This is a genomic window from Pseudoduganella dura (genome assembly GCF_009727155.1).
Classification (GTDB): Bacteria; Pseudomonadota; Gammaproteobacteria; order Burkholderiales; family Burkholderiaceae_D; genus Rugamonas; species Rugamonas dura.
On sequence record NZ_WNWM01000002.1, the window covers coordinates 6,168,646 to 6,190,552 of the forward strand.

Here is a 21,907-nt window from a genome sequence, read left to right on the forward strand (position 1 = left end):
CCTTCAATACGGCCCGCGGATGTGATCGCGCACGTACCGGACGTATACCTGCGCCAGTTCCGCGCGCAAGGTTGCCGGCAATTGCGCCACATCGGCGGCGGCAACGTTGCCGGTGACCTGCGCCGGCGAACTGGCGCCGGGAATCACGACGGAGACGGCTTCGTGGTCGAGGATCCAGCGCAGCGCCACCTGCGCCATCGTCAGGCCCGCCGGTACCAGCGCCGCGACCTGTTCGGCGGCGGCGATGCCCCGTTCCAGTTCCAGGCCGGCGAACGTTTCGCCTACGTTGAAGTGTTCGCCGTCGCGGTTGAAGTGGCGGTGGTCGTCCTGGCGGAACACGGTGTCGCGCGTGATCTTGCCTGCCAGCAGGCCGCTTGCCAGCGGCAGCCGCACGATGATGCCGACCTTTTTCGCATGGGCGCGCGGCAGCAGTTCCTCGGCCGGCTTCTGGCGGAAGATGTTGAAGATCACCTGCAGCGACGCCAGACCTTCCTGTTCCAGGCAGACCATGCCTTCCTCCACCGATTCCACACTGGCGCCCCAGCGGCGGATCAGGCCTTCCTGCTGCAATTCGCGCAGCCATTCGAACACGTGGCCCTGGCGGAGCACGCCGGGCGGCACGCAGTGCAGCTGCGTCAGGTCGAGCGCTTCCACGCCGAGCCGCTCGATCGAGCGCAGCGTGGCTTCGCGCACGGCTTCCCGCGTGTAGCCGTCCGGGTAGATGCCGGCGCGGCCCAGTTTCGTGGCCACGACCAGCGACGGATCGCGGTGCGTGGCGAGGAACTTGCCGATCGATCGCTCGCTGGCGCCGTCGCCGTAAACGTCGGCGGTGTCGATGAAGCGCACGCCCGCGTCATACGCGGTGGCCAGCGTCCGCTGCGCGATCGCGTCGTCCCAGTCGTTGCCCCAGCCGCCGCCCAGCTGCCAGCAGCCCAGGCCGATTTCAGGGACCGCCAGGCCGTCGTTGCCGAATTGTCGTGAATGCATGGTGTTCCTTGTGTTGGTGTATGTGGCGTACATGATATGGCGCACATCATAGTGAATGCGCCGCGGCTTGTCGCGGCGCATGAATGGAAAAGCCCGCCCGGCACATGCCGGGCGGGCAATGGAGAACATATCAGAACGTGTAGTTCGCCTGCACCGTGTAGCGTGGCCCGGTGACGAACCATGCATGGCCGAACGTGCCGGCATGCTGCTGCATCGTCTGTTTCGAGGTGGCGTCGTTCAGGTTCTGCGCCTCGAGGCCGATGCGGAACTTGTCGGTCACGTTGTAGAACACCGAAGCGTCCACCTGGCCGTAGTTCTCCTGCCACAGCGGCAGGCCCCAGGCCACGTTGTTCTGGCCGAAGGTCGGGCTGGCCGGATTGGTATCCTTGCCGTTGGTGTCGCGCGTGCCCCACACGTTCACGCCGGCCAGGTAACGCGAACGCCAGTTGTACGCGACCCGCGCCGAGACGGGACCTCGCTCGTACATCACGGCGAAGTTGATGGTCTTCTTCGACAGGCCCTGCAGCGGCATGTCGCCGAACGAGCGGCCGTCCGTATCGCAGCCGTTGATGTACAGGTTCAGGTTGTTCGCATCCGCGTTGCCGGTGCAGTATTCGGAGAAGACCGGGTTGTCCAGCTTGCGCTTGCTGTCCACGTACGTGAGGCTGGCCTGCACGCCGAGGCCCTTCAGGTAGCCCGGCAGCCAGTCGTAGTACTGCTGGTACGCCAGCTCGAAGCCGCGCGCATGGCCGTGGGCGCCGTTGACGGGGCCGGTCACCGCGAAGTTCTGCGTGTTGCCGTTCACGTCCTGCACCGCGTAGTTGTACATCTGGTTGACGATGATGTTCTTCAGTTCCTTGTTGAACACGGCCAGCGTCACCGAACCGGCCTTGGCGAAGTACCATTCGGCCGTCACGTCCATCGACGTGGCGGTGGTGGGACTCAGGTTCGGGTTGCCTTCGGCGGTGCCCGTCAGCGAGGCGTTCGTGACCGTGACCGTATTCGTCGCCGTGTTGGTCAACGTGGTGACCGACTGCGACAGCGGCGTGTAGGCCTTCATCTGCGAGAAGTCGGGACGCGACATCGACCGGGCGATCGCCGCGCGGAATTGCAGCTGGTCGCTGTACTTCAGGCGCAGGTTCAGGCTCGGCAGCCAGTTGTCGTAGTCCTTTTCATAGTCGCGGCGCTGTGCGAACGGCCTGATGTTGGCGATCTTTTCAGCGCCGATGACAGTGACGGCATTTTCGATCGAGGAAAGGTTCGGGCTGTACGTGGTGTAGCCGTAGGCGGTGGATTTCGTCTTCACGTAGCGCACGCCGATATTGCCGTCGACCGGGTATTTCAGGTTGTCCCAGCCGAAGCGCAGCTGCGTGTACAGGGCGCGCGTCTTTTCCTCCTGGTAGTTGGTGCCGGCCGGCTCGGTATCGAACGAGGCCGCCCGCCATGGCGTGCAGGTGGAACCCTTCTCGGCGCACAGGATATCGTGGTAGGTATGCAGCTTGGCATAGCTGTCCGGGTAGCCGCGGGCCACCGCGTCGTCCGGGAACATGATCGCCGGCACCTGCACGTCGCCGCCGAAGAAGTTGTCGAAGCTGCGCAGCGTGGCACCGCCGGCGAACTTCGGATCGTCCAGCGTCGCCAGGCGGTCCACCTGCCAGCCCAGCATCCACGGCTGGCTGATCGCCTGCCAGTTGTAGCTCGGGTTGGTGTTCTGATTGCGCGAGCTGCGGTTTTGCAGGCGCACGCCGAAACGCAGGTCGCGCAGCACGGCGTGATCGAAGTCGTACTTGACGTCCGTCTTCCAGGCCTTGCTTTCGGCCTTGGAACGGTCCCTGTGCTCCATCGTGTAGGCCCAGTAGTAGTTGGCCGGATTGGACAGGTACCTGATGTCGTCCGCATCGAACGTGATCCTCGGCAGGTCGCCGGAAAGATCGACCGTTTCCTTCTGCATGCGGATGCCGGTGGCCACGTCGGAATCGAGCGCCTGGGTGCTGGCGCGCACCACCTGGAAGTCGGTCTTGGCGCTCCACGCGGGCGAAATGCGCCACTGCAGGTTCAGCGACAGGTCGCGCGTGGCCGATTTGCGGTCCGACACGCGGCGGTCGGTGTTCAGGTTGATGCCGGCGTTCTTCGGGTTCGAGATCACGCCGGAGATGAAGGCGCCGTTCTGGTCGAATACGCCGTTCGTCACTTCCATGTCGTAGGGGCGGTCGCCCGTTTCCTGCGACAGCAGCGCCTGTTCGGACCAGCCTTCCTTGTATTTCGACTGGAAGTAGGTGAGCGACGCCGTCACGTCGCGCGTCGGCTTCCACTGGAAGGCGGCGTACTGGCCCTTGCGGTCGCGTTCCCAGTTCATCGAGCGCCATTGCGCGCCGCGCGGCACCCAGATCGTGCGGCCCGGTTCGATGTTCGAGTGCGGATAATAGCCCTCGATGAACATTTCGTCGGTGCGCGTGTGGCTGATCGACGATGCCAGGTCGACCAGGGCACCGAATTCGCCGAACGGGGTGTTCCAGCGGTTCGACAGCAGCAGCGAACCGGTCGGCGTGGCCTTGCCCTTGCGCAAATCGGACCACGTATACGAGCCGGACAGCGAGCCCTTGAAACCCTTGAAGTCGAACGGCATCGCCGTGCGCAGGTTGACCAGGCCCGACACCCCGCCCTCGGTCTGCTCGGCCGACGGATTCTTGTAGACGTCGACGCCGGCCATCAGTTCGGGCGGCACATCGGTGAAACTGAGCGATCGGCCGCCGTTTGCCGAAAACGACTCGCGGCCATTCAGCTCGGAACGCACGTAGGTCAGGCCGCGGATCGCGATGCCCGAACCCTCGACCGCGTAGTGCTGCGGGTCGTTCGACATGCTGCGGTCCATCGTCACGCCCACCACGCGGCTGAGCACTTCGGTCACCGAACGGTCGGGCAGCTTGCCGATATCCTCGGCAACGATCGAGTCGACGACTTCGTCGGCATCCTGTTTCAACTTTTGCGCCGACTGCAACGCGGCGCGCTGTCCGCTGACGACGATGACGGCACCGTTGCCCGAAGGGGACTGATTTGCGGTAGCGCTAACTTCCTGGCCCCAGGCTGCCCCATGCGACCATATTGCGAGTTGAGCGGCGGCAACGGCGATTGCCGTTTTTTGAAGGTGTCTCACTTTTGTCTCCTGTGTTTTTTATGTATGTCCGGCATGAACGCCCTCTGACGGGGCTGATATCCATGCCGGTGGACAAGGTGGCGGTCGTTGCGCTGAAACCGTTTTCACCTTGTCCAGGACCCAATGTAGTCGAACTTGGCAGCGCCGGCAATCAGCACAATGCGGTGCGTTGTTGTTCGGTCAGTTCCAATGAACAATGGATTGCCAAGCTCCGGTTCTGGTGATCTAACATTTTTTGATTGCGCAAACATGAGTGCTTGCGCTAGGCATGTGCATTTGCATTCGACCTTTACATATTGCCAAGAGTCATCATATTGGGTGCCGTTCCGACACTGGGCCGGGATGTCGTCCTACAAGTTTCCTGACGATAAGGAGTAATGTTCAGATCAGTGGCGGAAATTTGGATCGGGTGAGCAGATGATGAGCATGGGCAATGGAGGTAGCGCCGGCCGGCGCATTCTGATCGTGGACGATAATTGCGACGCGGCGGAACTGCTTGCCGAGCTGGTACGTCTCTGCGGGCATGAAGTCTCGGTGGCATTCAGTGGCTACAGTGCCTTGCAGACGGTCGACCTGTTCCGTCCCGATGTGATACTGCTCGACATCGGCATGCCCGGCATGAGCGGCTACGACGTTGCGATCGCATTGCGCGCCAGGCCGGAGTTCGCCGCCTTGCGCATCATCGCGCTGACGGCGTGGGGCGACGCCGAGGCGCGGGCACGCACGGCCGCCTCCGGCTTCAACCTCCATCTGACCAAGCCGGCGCCGTTGCCGGCGCTGCTCGGCGCGCTGGTTGCCGCGTAGGCGGCTTGCCCGCGCACTTCCGGAAGCCTGGTCAGCCTGCGCACTCGCCGCGCGTCGCAGTCAGCCATTTTTCCATGCTGAAGTTATGGATGGCCACGCCGTTCACGATCAGCTCGTTACGCCGCAGCAGCAAGAAGCCGCGCCGCTCGAACAGGTGCCTCGCCAGTTCACTCGCCTCGACATACAGCCGTGCCATGCCGGCGGCACGGGCATGTGTCTCGAGCGTGTCATATAGCGCCGAACCGACCCGGCGCCCCTCGGCTTCCGGCGCGCAGTACAGGAAATCCACGTGCCCATCCTGTTCGAGATCGCCCCACCCGAGAAGGGTGTCGTCCGGAGCGACAGCCACCGCCACGTGGCGTCCGTCACCACAGCACGCGGCGATCTTTTCCGCCGAGATTCCCCCGGCCCAGGCTGCAACCTGTGCGGGCGAGTAGGCGCGCGGGCCGAAATGGCCGACCGAACGGCGGTAAAGTTCGGCGAGCGCGGCTGCGTCGCCGGGCAGGCAAGCCCGGATCGCGCACTGCGCTCCGTTTCCAGCGTCCCGTGTCTCGTGCATCGGCATGGTCCTTCAAATATTGATAATTATATAAGGAAGCCGGCGGATTTTTGCGTGGCGCGCTTGTGTCGCGCATCGGGATTCGTCATAATGTCCAGAATTAGACAAATTATCTTTCGGGATCGAATATGTCGTTCAATACACAATCCTCGCCGATGCCACGCAGCGAACACGACGGATAAAGGAGCACACCATGCCACTGTCAGCCTACCTCGACGCCTTTCCACAGCTGGCCGAACGGGTCTACCTCCATGACTCGGCCCAGGTGATCGGCAATGTCCGCCTGGGCGCCGATTCGTCGGTCTGGTGCAACGCGGTGCTGCGCGGCGACGTCAACGATATCGTCATCGGGCGCTGTTCCAACATCCAGGATTTCACGATGGGCCATGTCTCCCACCGCACGAGCCAGAAACCGCAGGGGGCGCCCCTCGTGATCGGCGATTACGTCACGGTGGGGCACGCGGTGATCCTTCACGGCTGCCGCATCGGCAACGAATGCCTGATCGGCATGGGCAGCATCGTGATGGATGACGTGCATGTTCCGGACCGCGTGATGATCGGCGCCGGCAGCCTGGTTTCGCCGGACAAGACCCTGGAAAGCGGCTTCCTGTACGTCGGCCGGCCGGCCCGGAAAGTACGGCCGCTGACCGATGCGGAAATCGCCTGGCTGCGCTACTCGGCCGAGCATTATGTGCGGGTCAAGGACGGTTATCTGCTGGCGCCGGGCGCCGCCCGGCCCGTGCCGCCCGCAGGCTGACTGTCAGGCAAACGGTATCCTCATGTCCGACAACACGCGCCAGGCGGAGCAGGCTTCGCTGATCGAACAAGTCAAGCAGATTGCGCAGGGCCTGGCACGCACGTTCGCGCCGTTCTGCGAGGTTGTCGTGCATGACTTGCGCGACCCGGAGCATGCCGTGCTCGCCATCCACAACAACCTGTCCGGCAGGGCGGCCAGCGATCCGGCCACGGAGCTCGGCCTGGCGCGCATCGCGGACAACGACTATCCGCAGATCGTGGCCAACTACGCCAACCAGTTCGCCGACGGCCGGCCCGCCAAGAGCACGTCGATCGGCATCAGGGACACCGACGGGCGCTATGTCGCCGCGCTGTGCCTGAACGTGGATCTCACGCTGTTCCGTTCGATGCAGAACGCGCTCGAACAGTTCGCCGCCACCGACGCCTCGCCTGTCCAGGAAACGCTCGATCCCGCCAACGCGGCGGCGATCCGCCGCCATATCGACCAGTATGCCGCGCGCCTGGCGTCGTCGCCGCAGTTGCTGAAGGCCGAGGAACGCCGCGCCCTGATGCGCGAGCTGAAGGCCGGCGGCTTCCTGGAAGTGCGGCGCGCCATGGAGATCGCCGCGGCGCACCTGGGCATTTCGCGCGCCACCGCCTACAACGACATCAAATAACGAAAGGAATCCACCATGAACATGCCAGTTTTGCCGACCTACGACGACGTTGTCCAGGCGGCCGGACGCATCGCCGGCACCGCGAACCGCACCCCAGTGCTGACGTCGCGCACCGTCGACGAGGAATTCGGCGCCGAGGTGTTTTTCAAGTGCGAGAACCTGCAGCGGATGGGCGCATTCAAGTTCCGCGGCGCCTGCAATGCGCTGGCGAAGTTTACGCCCGAGCAGCGCCGCGCCGGCGTGGTGGCGTTTTCGTCGGGTAACCATGCGCAGGCCATTGCCCTGGCCGCGAAGCTGCTCGGCATGCCGGCCACGATCGTGATGCCGCACGATGCGCCGGCCGCGAAAGTGGCGGCCACCAGGGGGTATGGCGGCAACGTCGTCACCTACGACCGCTACACGGAGGACCGCGAGCAGATCGGGCGCGCGCTCGCCGAGCGGCATGGGCTGACGCTGATTCCTCCGTACGATCATCCGGACGTGATCGCCGGGCAGGGCACGGCCGCCAGGGAGCTGTTCGAGGAAACCGGACCGCTCGACGCGTTCTTCGTCTGCCTCGGCGGTGGCGGCCTGCTGGCCGGCTCGGCCCTGGCGACCCGGGCCCTGGCGCCGCGGTGCCGGCTGTACGGCGTGGAGCCCGAGGCCGGCAACGACGGGCAGCAGTCGTTCCGCTCGGGCGCCATCGTGCATATCGACACGCCGAAGACCATCGCCGACGGTGCGCAGACCCAGCACCTCGGCCAGTACACGTTCCCCATCATCCGGCGCGACGTCGACGACATCCTCACCGTCTCCGACGACGAACTGGTGCAATGCATGCGCTTCTTCGCCGAGCGCATGAAGATCGTGGTCGAGCCGACCGGCTGCCTCGGGTTCGCGGCGGCGCGGCGCATGAAGGCGGAGCTGAAGGGCAAGCGCGTCGGCATCCTCGTCAGCGGCGGCAATATCGACATGGCGCGCCTCGCCGGTTTCCTGGCGGGCTGAGAAGGCCGGCCCGGCAGCCCCGGGCACGGGTTCAGTTGCGGATCACGATGCCGAACATGTACTGCGCGCCCGCGAACGAGTAATCGAGCAGGTTGGGGCGCCCGTCCGCATAGGGCGCGTAGGCGCCGTGCGATGTCGATTCGCCGGCGCGGCCGATGTTGCGGCCCTCTACGAACAGCTCCAGGTTGCGCGTGGCGCGCCAGGCCACCCGCGCGTCGACGAAGCGCGTCGAGCTGTTGAACGTGGGCGAAGCGGGGTTGAACGCCAGTGCGGGCGCGCTTTCCACGCCGACCGCGGGGTAATAGTTCGCGCCGGCCGGCAGTTCGCGGAACGAACCGGCCGCGCTCTGCACCGCCACGCGCGCCTGCAGGCGGCCATCGTCGTACCACAGCGATGCATTCCACGTGTAGCGCAACTCGCGCGCCGGACCGAGCGCCTCGCCGGTCAGCAGGTCGCGGATCGGTTCGCCCAATACCCTGGAGCGCATGCGCGTGTAGTTGGCGTCGATGCCAGTGTAGCGCAGCAGCGACGGCAGCCACGAGAAGGCCGTCTTGCCGCTCAATTCGATGCCGTTGCGCGCGGTCGGCGGGCCGTTCACGTACGTCGCATAGGCATAGCGCAGTTCCGACAGCCCGGCGCCGGAGACCGGGTCGATGGTGCCCGAATCTGCGAACGGCTGCCCGGTGTACACCGCGACCCGCAGCGGCGCGCCCGTCAGGCCGCGCTGGCGGAAGCCGGCCAGCGACAGTATCGTATCCCGGTCCGGATACCACTCGAACGACAGGTTCTGGTTCCGGCTGCTCATCGCCCGCAGGGCCGGATTGCCCAGCGTGCCGTCGCATGTCAGGTCCTGCGCCATGCCGTCGTCGAGGCGGCGCTCGTCCCGGGTGCAACTGACGTTGTTGCTGTACAGGTACTGCACCGGCGGCCTGGCGATGGCCCTGGCGCGGTGGTAGCGCACCGCCACCTTGTTGGCGGCGGTCCACCAGGCCAGGTTGAGCACCGGCATCACGTCGGTGCTGCTGCCGCGCAGCGTCGTGTTGCGGGCGGCGGCGCTCTGCACGATCCCGGCGGCGGCGTTCGGATCGGCCGGGTTGTACGCCGCCGTCTTCGTCACCGACTGGAACGTCATCAGGCCGGTGCCGGCCACGCCGGCGTGTACCACGCGCCAGCCGAAGTTGCCCTCGAACGCCGAACGGAACGGCAAGGCCATCGCCGTGAACGGCACCCGGTCGACGCTGAAGTCGCCGCTCAGGTAGCCGGCCAGCACGCGCTCGCCGATGGCCGTCCTGGGCTGCTCGTACATCCTGCCGTCGCTGCCCTGGCAGACTTTCACGCAATCGAGGTTGAAGTGCTGCGCACCCGTCAGTTCGATCACCTTGCGAACGTCGATTTCGGTCCAGCCTTGCACCATGCCTTCGGGGATGCCGTGGGCGCTGTTGAAATAGCGGATCGAATTGCCGGCCAGCGACTGCGCCACGATGTCGCGGTAGCGGGCCTGCGTCATCACGATCGTGCTGCTGTGGGCCGTTGCCGGGTCGGCGCCGTAGTTGATGCCGTACTGGCAGGGCCGGCCGCCGGCGGCCAGCGACCCCGGCGTGTCCTCGCACGCCTGGAAGCTGCCGCGGATTTGCGCCCACGGCACGACCACGGCGGGCGACGTGGCGGTGGCCGGCCGCACCGTGTAGCCGGCGCCGGACCAGTTCCCGGTGCGGTAGTTCCGGTGCTGCAGGCCGAATTTCAGGCGGCTCAGGAATGGCACCCGGTCTCCCGTCGCCCATGTCAGGTCCAGCCGCGCCGTGTCTTCGCGCCGTTCCATGATACGTGGATTGGCCATCGTCAGCTGCGTGGCGGTCGAGGTGCGCGGCGCCGCCGGGTCCGACGGATTCGACAGCGTTCCATAATTGGCGTAGTTCGTCTGGTCATGGCTGGCGCCGGACGGCAGCGTGTGCGTCCACATGCCGTTGGGTGCGACGGCCAGCGTGCTCTGGCCGAAGACGTAGCCGAAGTTGGTGCGCCACTGCATCCGCCATGCATCCGATTTCGCATGGCCGGCCAGGAATTCCACGCGCAACGCGCCGGAGCGCCACGTGCCGCCCGCCTGCATGTATTGCGACGAACTCTCGATGCGGTCGTAGATCTGGTCGACGTTCACGTTCGCATCGGTGACGGTGTATCGCAGCAGGTGGTGATTGGCGTCGACGACGATCGACCCGGGCACCACGTTGGCGACCGAGCCGTTCGTCATGCCGCGCCAGGCGGTGCTGCCCGCGCCGAGGTTGGCGGGCGACGGATAGAACCACGTGTTCGAGCCGGATGCCGGCGCGCGCGTGACGTCGGCGGCGCTGCCGCTGTCCACGTAACGGCCGGCGGTGTTGATGCCGATGTTCCCGAGCGAATAAAACGACTGCCCGTCGTCGATCTTGCGCGTGTTGCGGTTGAACTTCGCGTAGACCGACAGGGCGTCGCTGACCTTGAAATCGAGCCGCAGGTCGCCGTACAGCCGCTCGTCGTACTCGCGCCGCACCTGGTAACGCACCTGCTGCGGCGTGTAGTCGTTCCACTGGTTCAGGCAGGTCAGCAGCTCGTTGGCGCGCTGGCTTTGCGCCGTGGCCCGGTTGGCGGGTTGTGCGATCGTGGCCAGCTGTGCCGCCGTGTACTGCGGGAAGGCCGCGTGGCAATCGGCCTTCGATTGCGCTGCGGCCGAGCGCTGCACGATTGTCAGGGGGCTCATCGAATCGACCGTGCCGCCGCCGCTGCGCTCCCAGCGCGCCATCGGCGCCGTGGCCGCCGGATCGGCAAGGTTGACGGTGGCCGGGTTGAACGAAAAGGTCTTCTCCGGCGAACCGTCGAAATCGAGCGCCCGCACGGTGCCCAGGTTATACGCCGAATACAGCGCCGTGTGGTTTTCGTTGTGCGCGGCGCTGCTGGTGAGGTTCAGCACCACGCCGAGCCGCCTGTCGAGAAAGCGGTCGGCGAAGATGAAATTCAGGTTCGGCGTGGTGCGCCGGTTGATCGAGTTGCGCTGCGCGGCCACGCGCAGCGCAACGTGGCGCTTGTCGAAATCCAGCCCGGAGCGGGTGCGGATCAGCACGCCGCCGCCCAGCGAGCCTTCGGTCATGTCGACGGTCGAACCCTTGACCACTTCGATGCTCTTGATCAGGTCGGTGGACAATTCGCGCAGGTCGACGCCCCGGCCCGAGCCGCCGTTGTTCAGGTCCGTGCCGCCGGCGGCCTGCACACCCAGGCCGTCGATTTCCACGCGCACCAGCTCCGCCGTGTTGGCGCGCACGTTGATCGTGGTGCCTTCGCCGTAATCGCCGCGGTCCAGCGTCACCCCGGCCACCCGCGAGATGGCCTCGGCCACGTTCCGGTCCGGGAACGCACCCACTTCGTCCGCCTTGATGATGTCGACCGCCGTGGCCGCGTTCTTCTTGTCGAAGATCGAATCCCGCTCGGCGGCGCGGGTGCCGAGGATGCGCACGGTGGCCGGCGCGGCGTCGTGCGCGGGCTTCGGCGCCGCCGGCGCGGGAGGACGAGAGGGAGGAAGAGGAGGCGCCTTGCGTTTCTGGACCAGCACCGCGTTGCCGGCGAGGGTGGCCGCCAGGCCGGTACCGGCCAGCAGCCTGTCCAGCGCCTGCCTCGGCGTGTAGGCGCCATGCACGGCACTGGTGCGCACGTCCGCCAGTTCGTCGCCACTGGCCAGCAGGCGCAGGTTCGCCTGCCGCGCGAACACCGGCAGCGTCACCGCCGCGGGGCCGGCGGGCAGTTCGAGCGGGATGGCCGTCGCCATGGCAGGGCCGGGCAGGGCAACGATCGCCACTGCCGCGAACAACAGGCTGCGCGGGTTCATCGGCGACGGCGTGTCAGCGCACGGCGCCGATCCGGATTCCGTCGGCGCGGATCGCCACAGGCACGTTCAGCAGCGCGTGCACGTCGTTGGCGAATTCTTCCGGCTGGTCGATCCGGTAGCGGCCCACCAGCGGCTTGCGGTGCAGCGCCGGGTCCGCCACGACGATCTGGCGCGCGTTGTAGCGGTTGAACTCGGCCACCGCGGCGCCCAGCGGCTCGTTCTGGAATACCAGCTGGCCTTCGCGCCAGGCCAGCCGGCGCTGCACCGCGCCGGCATCCGCGCTGATGCGGGCAGCGCTGCCGTCCGCGGGCACCATGGCCACTTCGCCGGCCGCCAGCGTGCGCCGCGGCGCCGTGCCGCCGTTGGCCCACACTTCGACCACGCCTTCCGTGACGAGCACTTCCGCGCCGCCATCGGCATGGCGCCGCACCGAGAACGCCGTGCCGACCGCGCGCACGCGCACGTCGCCGGCTTCCACGACGAACGGCCGGCGCCGGTCCTTCGCGACCTCGAACCATGCCTCGCCGTGGCCCAGCGTGACGCGGCGCTGCGTATCCGTCAGGTGTACCGCCACCTCGCTGCCGCTGTTGATGCTGATGGCGGAGCGATCGGCCAGCTGCACCTTGCGGAACTCGCCGCGCGCCGTTTCATAGGTGGCGCGGCCCTGCAGGTCGGGCGCCAGCGCCGTTACGCCGATCGCGGCGATGCCGGCCGCCAGCGCGCCGCCGAACACGAAGGCCCGGCGGCTGCGCACCGGCGCGGCCGCTCCGGCCGGCGCCGCCACGTCGGGGCGCGGCTTCAGGCTGGCCTGCACGGTCACCTGGTCCACCGAATGCGCGATGGCCCGCGCCCGCAGGTACGCGCCCTGGTGCCGGGGATTGGCCAGGTACCAGGTTTCGAAGGCGGCTTGCGCGGCGTCGTCCAGCGGCCCGGCCGATTCCCGGGCCACCCACTCGAGCGCAGCGTCGTCGATGCTAGACATTGCGCTTTCGGAACCCGCGCTGGCCGGTCGCGGCGCACTGCCCGCCGGCGCCGCTGTCCACGCCGACCCGGGCCACCATGTCCGCCACCAGTTTCAATCCTCGCATCATTTCCTTTTCAACGACGTTCTCCGAGATATTCAGGCTGTGCGCCGTTTCCTGCTGCGACAGGCCGTCGATCTTGCGGGCGCTGAACACATGGCGGCACCGGTCCGGCAGGTTGGCCACCAGGCCCAGCACCCACTTCAGTTCCGCCCGGGCCAGCGCCACCCGCTCGGGCGACGGCCCGGGATCGGCCACATCCAGTTCTTCCAGGCTGGCCACGGCGTCGATGCGGACGATGGCTTCGCGGCGAAACCTGTCCACCAGGATGTTCTTGGCGACCTGCATCAGGAATGCCTTCGGTTCCAGCACGTGCTGCACCGATTCCATTTTGAGGATGCGGAAATACACATCCTGCACCAGGTCGTCCACTTCCGCTTCGCTGCCGCACAGGCGCCGCAGCCGCGTCCGCAGTTCCGCCTCGTACGGAATCACGTGCGCGCTGACCCAGGCCACGACGGCGGGGTCCAGCGGCGCGATCATGGCCGCCCCCGTGTGACTGGACGAACGACAGGCGGTTTTCCGCCGCCGCGCTGTTCGATATGGCGAGCAATCATGTGTCTCCTCCGTCCGCAATCCGCGATCGTGTCGCCGCTCATGGCCGCCGGATTCCATCCGGATCGATCACTGCGGCATATCAATAGTATTTGCATATATACACGGTTCAACGGGAGGGCTCAACCGTCGATTGAGACGAAACGTGACTTTTTTGCCGCATCCAGGCCAAACGATCAACCTGGATGATTGTTTGCGCAGCGGCTGATGAAAACGGGCGGAAAACGGACGGGGGGTTCGTCAACGGGATGAGGACGCGCCGCGCGTGCCGACAAAACCAAGCAGATGGAGACCGACAGATGAATCCGAAACCCGCCTTCCCACAGCCGAAGATCGCCGCCCGTGCGGTATCGCTGGCGCTGGCATCCCTGATGGCCGGCCAGGCGCTGGCGCAGCAGGCCGCCGCGCCGCCGCCGGCCGCCGATACCGCGCTCGAAAGCGGCGTGCAGAAAGTGGTCGTGTCCACGCGCCGCTCGCAGCAATCGTCGAACGACCGCAAGAAGAACGCCGCCACGGCGATGGATTCGATCGTGGCCGAAGACGTGGGCTCGCTGCCGGACCGCAATATCGGCGAAGCCATTTCGCGGATGGCGGGCGTGGCGATCGACCGCGGCGAGTATGGCGAGGGCGTGAGCATCTCGGTGCGCGGCAACGGTCCGGGCCTGACCCGGGTGGAGATGGACGGGATGTCGGTGCAGTCGGCCGGCGGGTCGGACCTGAACGGCGGCGGCGACGGCCGCGGCGTCGAGTTCCGGTCGCTGTCGGCGGACCTGATCAAGAGCGTCGACGTGATCAAGGGCCAGACCGCCGACATGGTGGAAGGCTCGCTCGGCGGGGGCGTGCGGATCCAGACCCGCACCGGCCTCGATTTCAAGAAGCCGTTCGTTTCGGTGCGCGCGTCCGGCACGCAGCACAGCCTGAACGAAAAATGGACGCCGGATATCTCCTTCACCGGTGCGCGCCAGTTCGGCGACGGCCGGCTCGGCGTGGTCCTGAACGCGGGCTACCAGAAACTGGACAACGAATCGCACCAGTTCCAGACCTCCGGGAACGGCCAGAACGGCTACGGCCGCTACGCGGACATCGACAATTCGCCGGACAAGACGTTCACGTTCCAGCCCGGTGCGCTCGACATGTCGAACCCCGCCTCGCTGCAGCCGACGACGACGCTGGCCGACGCCAGCGGCCGCGTGATCTTCGCGGGCGCCACGCCGCAGGACCTGCTGAACCGGGCCGCGGCCGCGCAGACCAAGCAGGATTGCTTCAACGCCTTTCCGCAGTTGACGAAGACGTCGACCGCGCTGAACGGCCTGTCGTCGGCAAACATCAACCGGGCGATCGACCACCGCGGTAACGAACTGCTGACGTGCCTGAACCAGTGGAACGACTACAGTCCGCAATTGCTGCGCTACTTCGTCAAGCGCCAGGTCGACGAGCGCAAGAACATCAACCTGCGCACGGACTTCAAGGTCAACGAGCACCTCACCGTGTATGGCAAGGGGTCGTACAGCAAGCGCACGGTGGACGACAACTTCCTGACCTACAACCTGGGCCAGGTGGCGGTCAACGGCACCGGCAGCTTCGTGGACGCGAACGGCGTGCGCACGGCGGCGCCGGGCACCGGCTACTACACGTCGCCGTATACGTACGGCCTGGGCGCCAGCGGCACGGGCGTCGTGCGGGGCGCGGCGGTCAACTTCAATCCGGCCACCGCCGTCGTCGACGGCACCCACCACCTGACGGGCTTCACGCTCGACAACGGCGGCGTGGGCACCGACCAGATCCGCAACATGATCGAGGAAAACACCAGGTACCTGCAGTTCGGCGGCACGTTCAAGCGCGATGCGCTGACGGCCGAGCTGCTGGTGGGCGCGTCGGAATCGGACTTCCACCGCGCCAACGCGCGCTGGGCGGTCGGCTATACCGCCGGGCCGACGACGGCCGCGCTGGGGCCGAATGGCACCTGGGGCTACACATTCCCGGACGGCACGCCGGACAACGGCAATCCGGCCAACTACAACCAGGTGCTGGCGAACACCAATCCGGCGATGCCGCTGCAGACTGCCGACCGCACGCTGTTGTGGCAATCGCCGATCATCCGCGAAACCTCGGAGCAGACCGCCAAGCTGGACCTGTCGTACGCGCTGCCGGAGAGCGTACCGATCCTCAAGTACATCAAGTCCGGCATCAATTTCCGAAAGAGCGGCGTCGACAGCTGGGGCAACGGCGGCTCCACGGTGCGCACCGCGCAGGGAACGGAAGGCCAGCCGGGCTACAGCCCGGCCATCACGGTGCCGGGCGCGGAGGTGCGCGACGTGATCCGCGGCTGCGTCGATACGCCGGGATCGGCCGGCACCGCCAATGCCTGCAAGTACGGCTTCACGCCGAACGCGAGTCCTTCGCTGTCCGGCACCTATGTGCTGCCGATGCAGGATTTCCAGAACCTGCTGGGCACCGTGATGACCGATCCGGCCACGGCGACGAAACTGTTCAACGGCGCCTCCGGCCGGCCGGCGAACATGATCGACAACTGGAACCAGATCGACGTGATGAAGGTGATCAACGCGCTCAAGCTGCCGAACTATAACTACGACTGCACGAAGGCCTGCACCGGCAGCGACGGCAACCTGTACCAGCAGCCGATCAACAAGGTGCGCGAGAAAACCGAGGCCCTGTACCTGATGGCGGACTTCGGCTTCGACACCATCCCGTTCACGGAGCAGGCGCTGCCGTTCGGCTGGGAAGTGGACGGCAACTTCGGCTACCGCTACGTGCGCACCACGGTGCAGGGAACGGGCAGCATGACGTTCCGCGCGATCACGAAGACGCCGCAGTTCGACCCGGCCAACCCGGATGCGGCGGGCGGCATCGTCACCAATGCCGTCACCCAGAACACCACGATCGATGCGCGCAACCACGTGTTCCTGCCCAGCTATAACCTGGGACTGTGGTTGATGCCGAACGAACTGGTACTGCGCTACAGTGCCGCGAAGACCTACGCGCGCCCACCCGTGTCGCGGCTGCTGGCGGCCGGTACCTGCACCTACGACGAGCGCAACCGCGACCAGGTGGCCGACGACGACGGCGACCTGTCGTGCAATACCGTGGGCAACCCGGGCCTGCTCGGCCAGAGCAACTTCAACCAGAACCTGTCGGTGGAGTGGTACCCGAACGCCGACACGATGTTCACGGTGGCCGGCTACCGCCAGGAAGGCCGCGTCGGCCCGAACAAGACCACGGGCGTGTTCGACGTGCCGCTGTTCGCCGGCTCGGGCGGCGTCAATCCGGTGACGGGCCAGGCGCTGTCGAACATCCTGTTCGACTACACCACCTACACGAACGGGCCGCCGTCGACCCGCACCGGCGTCGAGTTCAGCACCCGCTCCGCATTCACCTTCCTGCCGTCCTACCTGCGCTACACGGGCGTGGACGCGAACTACACGCGCCAGAAGTCCGAGATGCTGCAGGCGATGATCGATCCGCTTACCGGCCGGGCGCAGCCGCAGTCCGACGAATCGAAGTACTCGTACAACGTGGCGCTGTGGTACGACGACGGCAAGCTGGCCGCCCGCGTGGCCGTGCAGGCGGTGGCGGAGACCTATGGCTGCACCGCGCCCTGCGGCGCCACGGGTACCGGCCTGAATTCCTATCCGGCGTTCAACGTGAACTCGTCGACCTCGCTGCCTTGGAATCCGGGCACCGCCAACATCAGGGACTCGACCCGCTTCATCGATGCGCGCGTGTCGTATAAATGGACGCCGGCCCTGGAGTTCTTCGTCGAAGGCCGCAACCTTTCCAACCAGACGCAAACGCGCAGCATCGCCTCGGCGGCCTATGCGGATGGCACGCCGAACCTGCAGAACTATGCGTATGCCGGCCGGCGCGTCAGCGTGGGCCTGATCTACCGGAACCTGTGATGCCGGGCGCCGGCGCTGCCGGCGCCATCGAACGCTGACCTCCGCCCGCATGCCGGGACTTCGCGCGGCTCCGGCCGCGTTTTTTTTGCGTGCAAGCCGAGGGCTGGACGAGCGTGGCGCGGTTTCAAGACCGGCTCCGGCAAGAAACGTAGTAATTTTTCATTGCCGGTCACCGATCGGCGCCTGGCCCGTGTTTTCGACTACATTTTTTGTGTCTGCTATGTAATTGCCCATGGTATAGTTAGCGCTATCGCAACAATGACCAAAAAACTGTGCGGCAATCAACCTGCTGAGTGTTTCCGGTCGCGATCGCCGACGAGTGCACCGCCTGGTGCATTCTGTCGCCGCATGGGGAAAACGCACCGGGATCGGCCAAAAGCGGAGGCTGGACCGGGCGCTGCCAACAAGTAGAAGCAGGGTGGGGACCAACCGCCCATTATCAGAGACACACTCAAAAAAAATTCCGATGAATCAATTTTCCACCCTGGACACGCTTGTCTTCCTGTTTTACTTCATCGTCATCACCGGCTACGGCATCTGGATCTACCGACGCAAGAAGGGCACCTCCGGCCAGGCTTCGCATGACTACTTCTTGGCCGAAGGATCGCTGACCTGGTGGGCCATCGGCGCCTCCCTGATCGCCTCCAACATCTCCGCCGAGCAGTTCATCGGCATGAGCGGTTCCGGCTTCAAGATCGGCATGGCGATCGCCGTGTATGAACTGATGGCGGCGGCCACGCTGATCATCGTGGCCGTGTTCTTCATGCCGGTCTACCTGAAGAACCGCATCTACACGATGCCGCAGTTCCTCGAGCAACGCTACGGCAAGACCGTGGCCACGACGATGGCACTGTTCTGGCTCGGCCTGTACGTGGTGGTCAACCTCACCTCGATCCTGTACCTGGGCGCACTGGCGATCTCCAGCGTGGCGGGCCTGAACGTGTTCGCCTGCATGGCGTTCCTGGCGATCTTCGCGGCCATCATCACGCTGGGCGGCATGAAGGTGATCGGCTACACGGACGTGATCCAGGTGCTGTGCCTGGTCGTCGGCGGCCTCGTCACGACATGGATCGCGCTGGACCTGGTGGCGACGCTGGGCGGCAAGAGCGGTTCGATCGCCGGCGCCAGCGAGCTGTTCGTGCGTGCCGGCGAGCACTTCGACATGGTGCTCGACCGCGGCAATCCGAACTACATGGACCTGCCTGGCCTGACCACGCTGATCGGCGGCATGTGGATCGTCAACCTGAACTACTGGGGCTGCAACCAGTACATCACGCAGCGCGCCCTGGGCGCCGACCTGAAGACGGCGCGCAAGGGCCTGCTGTTCGCAGCGTTCCTGAAGCTGCTGATGCCGGTCATCGTGGTATTGCCAGGCATCGCCGCCTTCGCACTGGACAAGTCCGGCGCGCTGGGCGATTCGATGCGCGTGGGCGGTGAACTGAACCCGGATCGTGCCTACCCGACACTGCTGGCCATGCTGCCGGCCGGTATCAAGGGCATCGCGTTCGCGGCGCTGACGGCGGCGGTGGTCGCATCGCTGGCCGGCAAGGCCAACAGTATCGCCACGATCTTCACGCTGGATATCTACAAGCAGCATTTCAACAAGAACGCCAGCGAACAGAAGCAGGTGTGGGTCGGCCGCCTGACCGTGGTCGTGTCGATCGCGATCGCCGCGCTGATCGCGCCGTTCCTGGGCATCGACAAGAAAGGCGGCTTCGCCTTCATCCAGGAATACACGGGCTTCGTGTCGCCGGGCATCCTGGCCATGTTCCTGCTGGGCTTCTTCTGGAAGAAGACCACCCACGCCGCGGCCATGTTCGCCACGGTGGGCGGCCTGCTGCTGTCGATCGTGCTCAAGTTCCTGCCGGGCATGATGGACCTGTCGTTCCTGGCGCCGATCGGCTTCGCGGTCGACAACGGTACCGGCGTCTACGAAATCCCGTTCCTGGACCGCATGTTCATCGTGTTCTGGGTCGTGATCGCAGGCATGGTGCTGATCAGCAAGACCGCCCGGGTATCGGGCGAAGGCAAGCGCATGATCGTCGATACCAGCATGTTCCGCGTGGAGCGCAGCTTCGCGACCGGTTCGGCCATCATCTGCGCACTGCTGATCGCCGTCTACGCGGCCTGGTGGTAAGCTGACCGCCAACCAGCCCGCACGTTAAACACGACCCGGCTTCATGATTGCGCGCAAGGCGTTATCATGCCGGGTCGCGCCCGGTTTTCCGGCATTCCCGCTCCGGTTGGTCTGAGGACGAGCCCGGCGGAGGCATGCCGGGCAGCCGACAGTCAACAACCGAGGAGCCGTATGTTCAATCCCACAGATCATCCACACCGTCGTTTCAATCCGCTCATCGGCGAGTGGGTGCTCGTATCGCCGCACCGCGCCAAGCGCCCCTGGCAAGGCCAGCAGGAAGCCGTGGACGACACGCCGAAGCCCGCGCACGACCCGTCCTGCTACCTGTGCGCAGGCAATACGCGCGTGAACGGCGAAGTCAATCCCGATTACCAGGGCACGTTTGTCTTCAACAACGATTTCGCGGCACTGATGCCCGATACGCCGGATGCGCCGGCCAGCACCGATCCGCTGTTCCAGAACACCAGCGCGCGCGGCACCAGCCGCGTGATCTGCTTCTCGCCGGACCACAGCAAGTCGCTGCCCGAGCTGTCGCTGCCGGCCCTGGAGCAGGTGATCGACACCTGGTGCGACCAGGCCGCCGAGCTGGGCAAGCAATACCCGTGGGTGCAGGTGTTCGAGAACAAGGGCCAGGCGATGGGCTGCTCGAATCCCCACCCGCATGGCCAGGTATGGGCCAACAGCTTCATCCCGAATTCGCCGGCCAAGGAAGACGTGCAGCAGCGCGCCTACCACCAGGACAACGGCCGGCCGATGCTGCTCGACTACGCCGAGCGCGAAGCGGCGGCCGGCGAGCGCACCGTGGTGGCCACCGAGCACTGGATCGCGGTGGTGCCGTATTGGGCCAGCTGGCCGTTCGAAACGCTGTTGCTGCCGCGCTTCGAGGTGAAGCGCCTGGACGACCTGACGCAGGCGCAGCGCGCCGACCTGGCCGTGGCGCTGAAGGGGCTGACGATCAAGTATGACAACCTGTTCCAGACGTCTTTCCCGTATTCGATGGGCTGGCACGGCGCGCCGTATGCCGTCGACGGCGGCTCGGACGACACCCGGCCATGGCAGCTGCACGCGCATTTCTACCCGCCGCTGCTGCGTTCCGCGACGGTGCGCAAGTTCATGGTCGGCTATGAAATGCTGGCCGAGGCGCAGCGCGACCTGACGCCCGAACAGGCCGCCGCGCAGCTGCGCGCACTGCCCGATGTACACTATCTGCAACGCCAATAATTTCCGCCAATAAGAAGAGATCCTGATGAGCGAAACGCTGATTAACCATACCCGCACCGCGTTCGAGAACAAGTTCGGCGCAGCGCCCGACGTGATCGTGCAGGCCCCCGGCCGCGTCAACCTGATCGGCGAACATACCGATTACAACGACGGCTTCGTGCTGCCGGCCGCGATCGACTACAGCACCGTGATCGCGGCCCGACGCCGCGGTGACCGCATCGTGCACATCGTCGCGGCCGACTATGCCGGCGCCGAAGACCAGTTCTCGCTGGACGCGCCGATCGAGCGCCGCGACGAGCCGATGTGGGCCAACTACGTGCGCGGCGTGATCCGCGACATGGTCGAGAAGGGCCTGCCGGTGCAGGGCTTCGACATCGTGGTGTCGGGCGACGTGCCGCAGGGCGCCGGCCTGTCCTCGTCGGCGTCGCTGACGGTGGCCATCGGCCGCCTGTTCGCCACGCTGCCGGGCTTCGAGAATTTCTCGCCGATCGATATCGCGCTGACCGCGCAGCGCGCCGAAAACAATTTCGTCGGCACCAAGTGCGGCAACATGGACCAGATCATTTCCGCCTCGGGCGTGGCGGGTCATGCGCTGATGATCGACTGCCGCTCGCTGGAAACGCAGCCGGTGCCGATCCCGGCCGGCGCGGCGATCATGATCTTCAACTCGAACGTGCAGCGCGGCCTCGTGGACAGCGAATACAACACCCGCCGCGCGCAGTGCGAAGAAGCGGCGCGCCACTTCGGCGTGCCGGCCCTGCGCGACGTCGACCAGGCGATGCTCGATGCGCGCGGCGGCGAACTCGATGCCGTGACGCTGCGGCGCGCGCGCCACATCGTCAGCGAAAACGCACGCGTGCTGGCTGCCAACGAGGCGCTGGGCCAGGGCGACCTGTCCCGCATGGGCGAGCTGATGGCCGCATCGCACGTGTCGATGCGCGACGATTTCGAGATCACCGTACCGCTGATCGACCAGCTGGTCGACATCGTCAAGAACGTGATCGGCGCCCAAGGCGGCGTGCGGATGACCGGCGGCGGCTTCGGCGGCTGCGTGGTGTCGCTGGTACCCGAGGCGCTGGTGGCGCCGGTGCGTGCCGCGGTCGAAAAGGAATATGCGGGTCCGAACGGGCAGGGCGCCACGATCTACGTGTGCAAGGCTTCGGCCGGCGCCGGAGTCGTCGCCGCCTGATTCAGGATTCAGTTTTAAAAGCCGCGCGGACTGTGAAGTCCGCGCGGCTTTTT

The 21,907-nt window shown here is 65.9% G+C and carries 14 protein-coding genes; 8 read left to right on the plus strand and 6 right to left on the minus strand.

Translation table 11 applies throughout. The annotated features are described in order from the left end of the window. Positions 1–3 precede the first annotated feature (3 nt). Both GJV26_RS26810 and GJV26_RS26815 read right to left on the minus strand, forming a co-directional pair. Positions 4–987: an aldo/keto reductase gene (locus GJV26_RS26810; protein WP_155711656.1), complete on the minus strand. Its 984-nt coding sequence runs from the start codon at positions 985–987 to the stop codon at positions 4–6. 130 nt (positions 988–1,117) lie between these two features. Next, positions 1,118–4,141, minus strand: coding sequence for a TonB-dependent receptor (locus tag GJV26_RS26815; protein WP_189442128.1), 3,024 nt, complete (start codon positions 4,139–4,141; stop codon positions 1,118–1,120). A 426-nt stretch (positions 4,142–4,567) separates the two neighbouring features. Between GJV26_RS26815 and GJV26_RS26820 the strand changes: the two genes are divergently transcribed. Continuing rightward, on the plus strand, positions 4,568–4,945 hold the full coding sequence (locus GJV26_RS26820) for a response regulator (RefSeq protein WP_155711657.1): 378 nt from the start codon (positions 4,568–4,570) through the stop codon (positions 4,943–4,945). A 31-nt stretch (positions 4,946–4,976) separates the two neighbouring features. On the opposite strand, the gene GJV26_RS26825 is transcribed toward GJV26_RS26820, so the two are convergent. Further along, entirely contained in the window at positions 4,977–5,510 is a 534-nt protein-coding gene (locus tag GJV26_RS26825; protein WP_216643171.1) for a GNAT family N-acetyltransferase, read from the minus strand. A gap of 187 nt (positions 5,511–5,697) precedes the next feature. On the opposite strand from GJV26_RS26825, the gene GJV26_RS26830 reads away from it, so the two are divergent. From GJV26_RS26830 to GJV26_RS26840, 3 genes are read left to right on the plus strand one after another with little or no spacing between them, the layout of a single operon-like run. After that, positions 5,698–6,261 (plus strand): gamma carbonic anhydrase family protein, encoded by a 564-nt coding sequence (locus tag GJV26_RS26830; protein WP_155711658.1) that lies wholly within the window; start codon positions 5,698–5,700, stop codon positions 6,259–6,261. A 22-nt stretch (positions 6,262–6,283) separates the two neighbouring features. Next, entirely contained in the window at positions 6,284–6,916 is a 633-nt protein-coding gene (locus GJV26_RS26835; protein ID WP_155711659.1) for a helix-turn-helix transcriptional regulator, read from the plus strand. Positions 6,917–6,931: 15 nt separating this feature from the next. Further along, complete coding sequence (locus GJV26_RS26840) at positions 6,932–7,900, plus strand: threo-3-hydroxy-L-aspartate ammonia-lyase (protein ID WP_155711660.1); 969 nt, start codon at positions 6,932–6,934, stop codon at positions 7,898–7,900. A gap of 31 nt (positions 7,901–7,931) precedes the next feature. Here the strand turns inward: GJV26_RS26840 and GJV26_RS26845 are convergent, their stop codons facing one another. Genes GJV26_RS26845 through GJV26_RS26855 form a run of 3 tightly spaced genes read right to left on the minus strand, consistent with a single transcriptional unit; the run spans position 7,932 to position 13,318 of the window. Next, a complete protein-coding gene (locus tag GJV26_RS26845; protein WP_155711661.1) occupies positions 7,932–11,753 on the minus strand; it encodes a TonB-dependent receptor in 3,822 nt (1,273 codons plus the stop codon). A 13-nt stretch (positions 11,754–11,766) separates the two neighbouring features. Next, positions 11,767–12,735, minus strand: a complete 969-nt coding sequence (locus GJV26_RS26850; RefSeq protein WP_155711662.1) for a FecR family protein — start codon at positions 12,733–12,735, stop codon at positions 11,767–11,769. Further along, positions 12,728–13,318: an RNA polymerase sigma factor gene (locus GJV26_RS26855; protein ID WP_155711663.1), complete on the minus strand. Its 591-nt coding sequence runs from the start codon at positions 13,316–13,318 to the stop codon at positions 12,728–12,730. The genes GJV26_RS26850 and GJV26_RS26855 overlap by 8 nt, the downstream gene beginning before the upstream one ends. 371 nt (positions 13,319–13,689) lie before the next feature. On the opposite strand from GJV26_RS26855, the gene GJV26_RS26860 reads away from it, so the two are divergent. The 4 genes from GJV26_RS26860 to galK all read left to right on the plus strand — a co-directional run bounded on the left by GJV26_RS26860 (position 13,690) and on the right by galK (position 21,854). Continuing rightward, entirely contained in the window at positions 13,690–17,307 is a 3,618-nt protein-coding gene (locus tag GJV26_RS26860) for a TonB-dependent receptor (RefSeq protein ID WP_155711664.1), read from the plus strand. A gap of 466 nt (positions 17,308–17,773) precedes the next feature. Then, positions 17,774–19,444, plus strand: a complete 1,671-nt coding sequence (locus tag GJV26_RS26865; protein ID WP_155711665.1) for a sodium:solute symporter family transporter — start codon at positions 17,774–17,776, stop codon at positions 19,442–19,444. A 171-nt stretch (positions 19,445–19,615) separates the two neighbouring features. Further along, positions 19,616–20,665, plus strand: coding sequence for a UDP-glucose--hexose-1-phosphate uridylyltransferase (locus tag GJV26_RS26870; protein ID WP_155711666.1), 1,050 nt, complete (start codon positions 19,616–19,618; stop codon positions 20,663–20,665). A gap of 25 nt (positions 20,666–20,690) precedes the next feature. Beyond that, positions 20,691–21,854: a galactokinase gene (gene galK / locus GJV26_RS26875; protein ID WP_155711667.1), complete on the plus strand. Its 1,164-nt coding sequence runs from the start codon at positions 20,691–20,693 to the stop codon at positions 21,852–21,854. Positions 21,855–21,907 lie beyond the last annotated feature (53 nt).

Excerpts from the sequence above, each read along its gene's own strand:
- GJV26_RS26810 (WP_155711656.1), bottom strand. The coding sequence starts at position 987 with ATGCATTCACGACAATTCGGCAACGACGGCCTGGCGGTCCCTGAAATC.
- GJV26_RS26820 (WP_155711657.1), top strand. The coding sequence starts at position 4,568 with ATGGGCAATGGAGGTAGCGCCGGCCGGCGCATTCTGATCGTGGACGAT.
- GJV26_RS26825 (WP_216643171.1), bottom strand. The coding sequence starts at position 5,510 with ATGCCGATGCACGAGACACGGGACGCTGGAAACGGAGCGCAGTGCGCG.
- GJV26_RS26830 (WP_155711658.1), top strand. The coding sequence starts at position 5,698 with ATGCCACTGTCAGCCTACCTCGACGCCTTTCCACAGCTGGCCGAACGG.
- GJV26_RS26835 (WP_155711659.1), top strand. The coding sequence starts at position 6,284 with ATGTCCGACAACACGCGCCAGGCGGAGCAGGCTTCGCTGATCGAACAA.
- GJV26_RS26840 (WP_155711660.1), top strand. The coding sequence starts at position 6,932 with ATGAACATGCCAGTTTTGCCGACCTACGACGACGTTGTCCAGGCGGCC.
- GJV26_RS26845 (WP_155711661.1), bottom strand. The coding sequence starts at position 11,753 with ATGAACCCGCGCAGCCTGTTGTTCGCGGCAGTGGCGATCGTTGCCCTG.
- GJV26_RS26850 (WP_155711662.1), bottom strand. The coding sequence starts at position 12,735 with ATGTCTAGCATCGACGACGCTGCGCTCGAGTGGGTGGCCCGGGAATCG.
- GJV26_RS26855 (WP_155711663.1), bottom strand. The coding sequence starts at position 13,318 with ATGATCGCGCCGCTGGACCCCGCCGTCGTGGCCTGGGTCAGCGCGCAC.
- GJV26_RS26860 (WP_155711664.1), top strand. The coding sequence starts at position 13,690 with ATGAATCCGAAACCCGCCTTCCCACAGCCGAAGATCGCCGCCCGTGCG.
- GJV26_RS26865 (WP_155711665.1), top strand. The coding sequence starts at position 17,774 with ATGAATCAATTTTCCACCCTGGACACGCTTGTCTTCCTGTTTTACTTC.
- GJV26_RS26870 (WP_155711666.1), top strand. The coding sequence starts at position 19,616 with ATGTTCAATCCCACAGATCATCCACACCGTCGTTTCAATCCGCTCATC.
- galK (WP_155711667.1), top strand. The coding sequence starts at position 20,691 with ATGAGCGAAACGCTGATTAACCATACCCGCACCGCGTTCGAGAACAAG.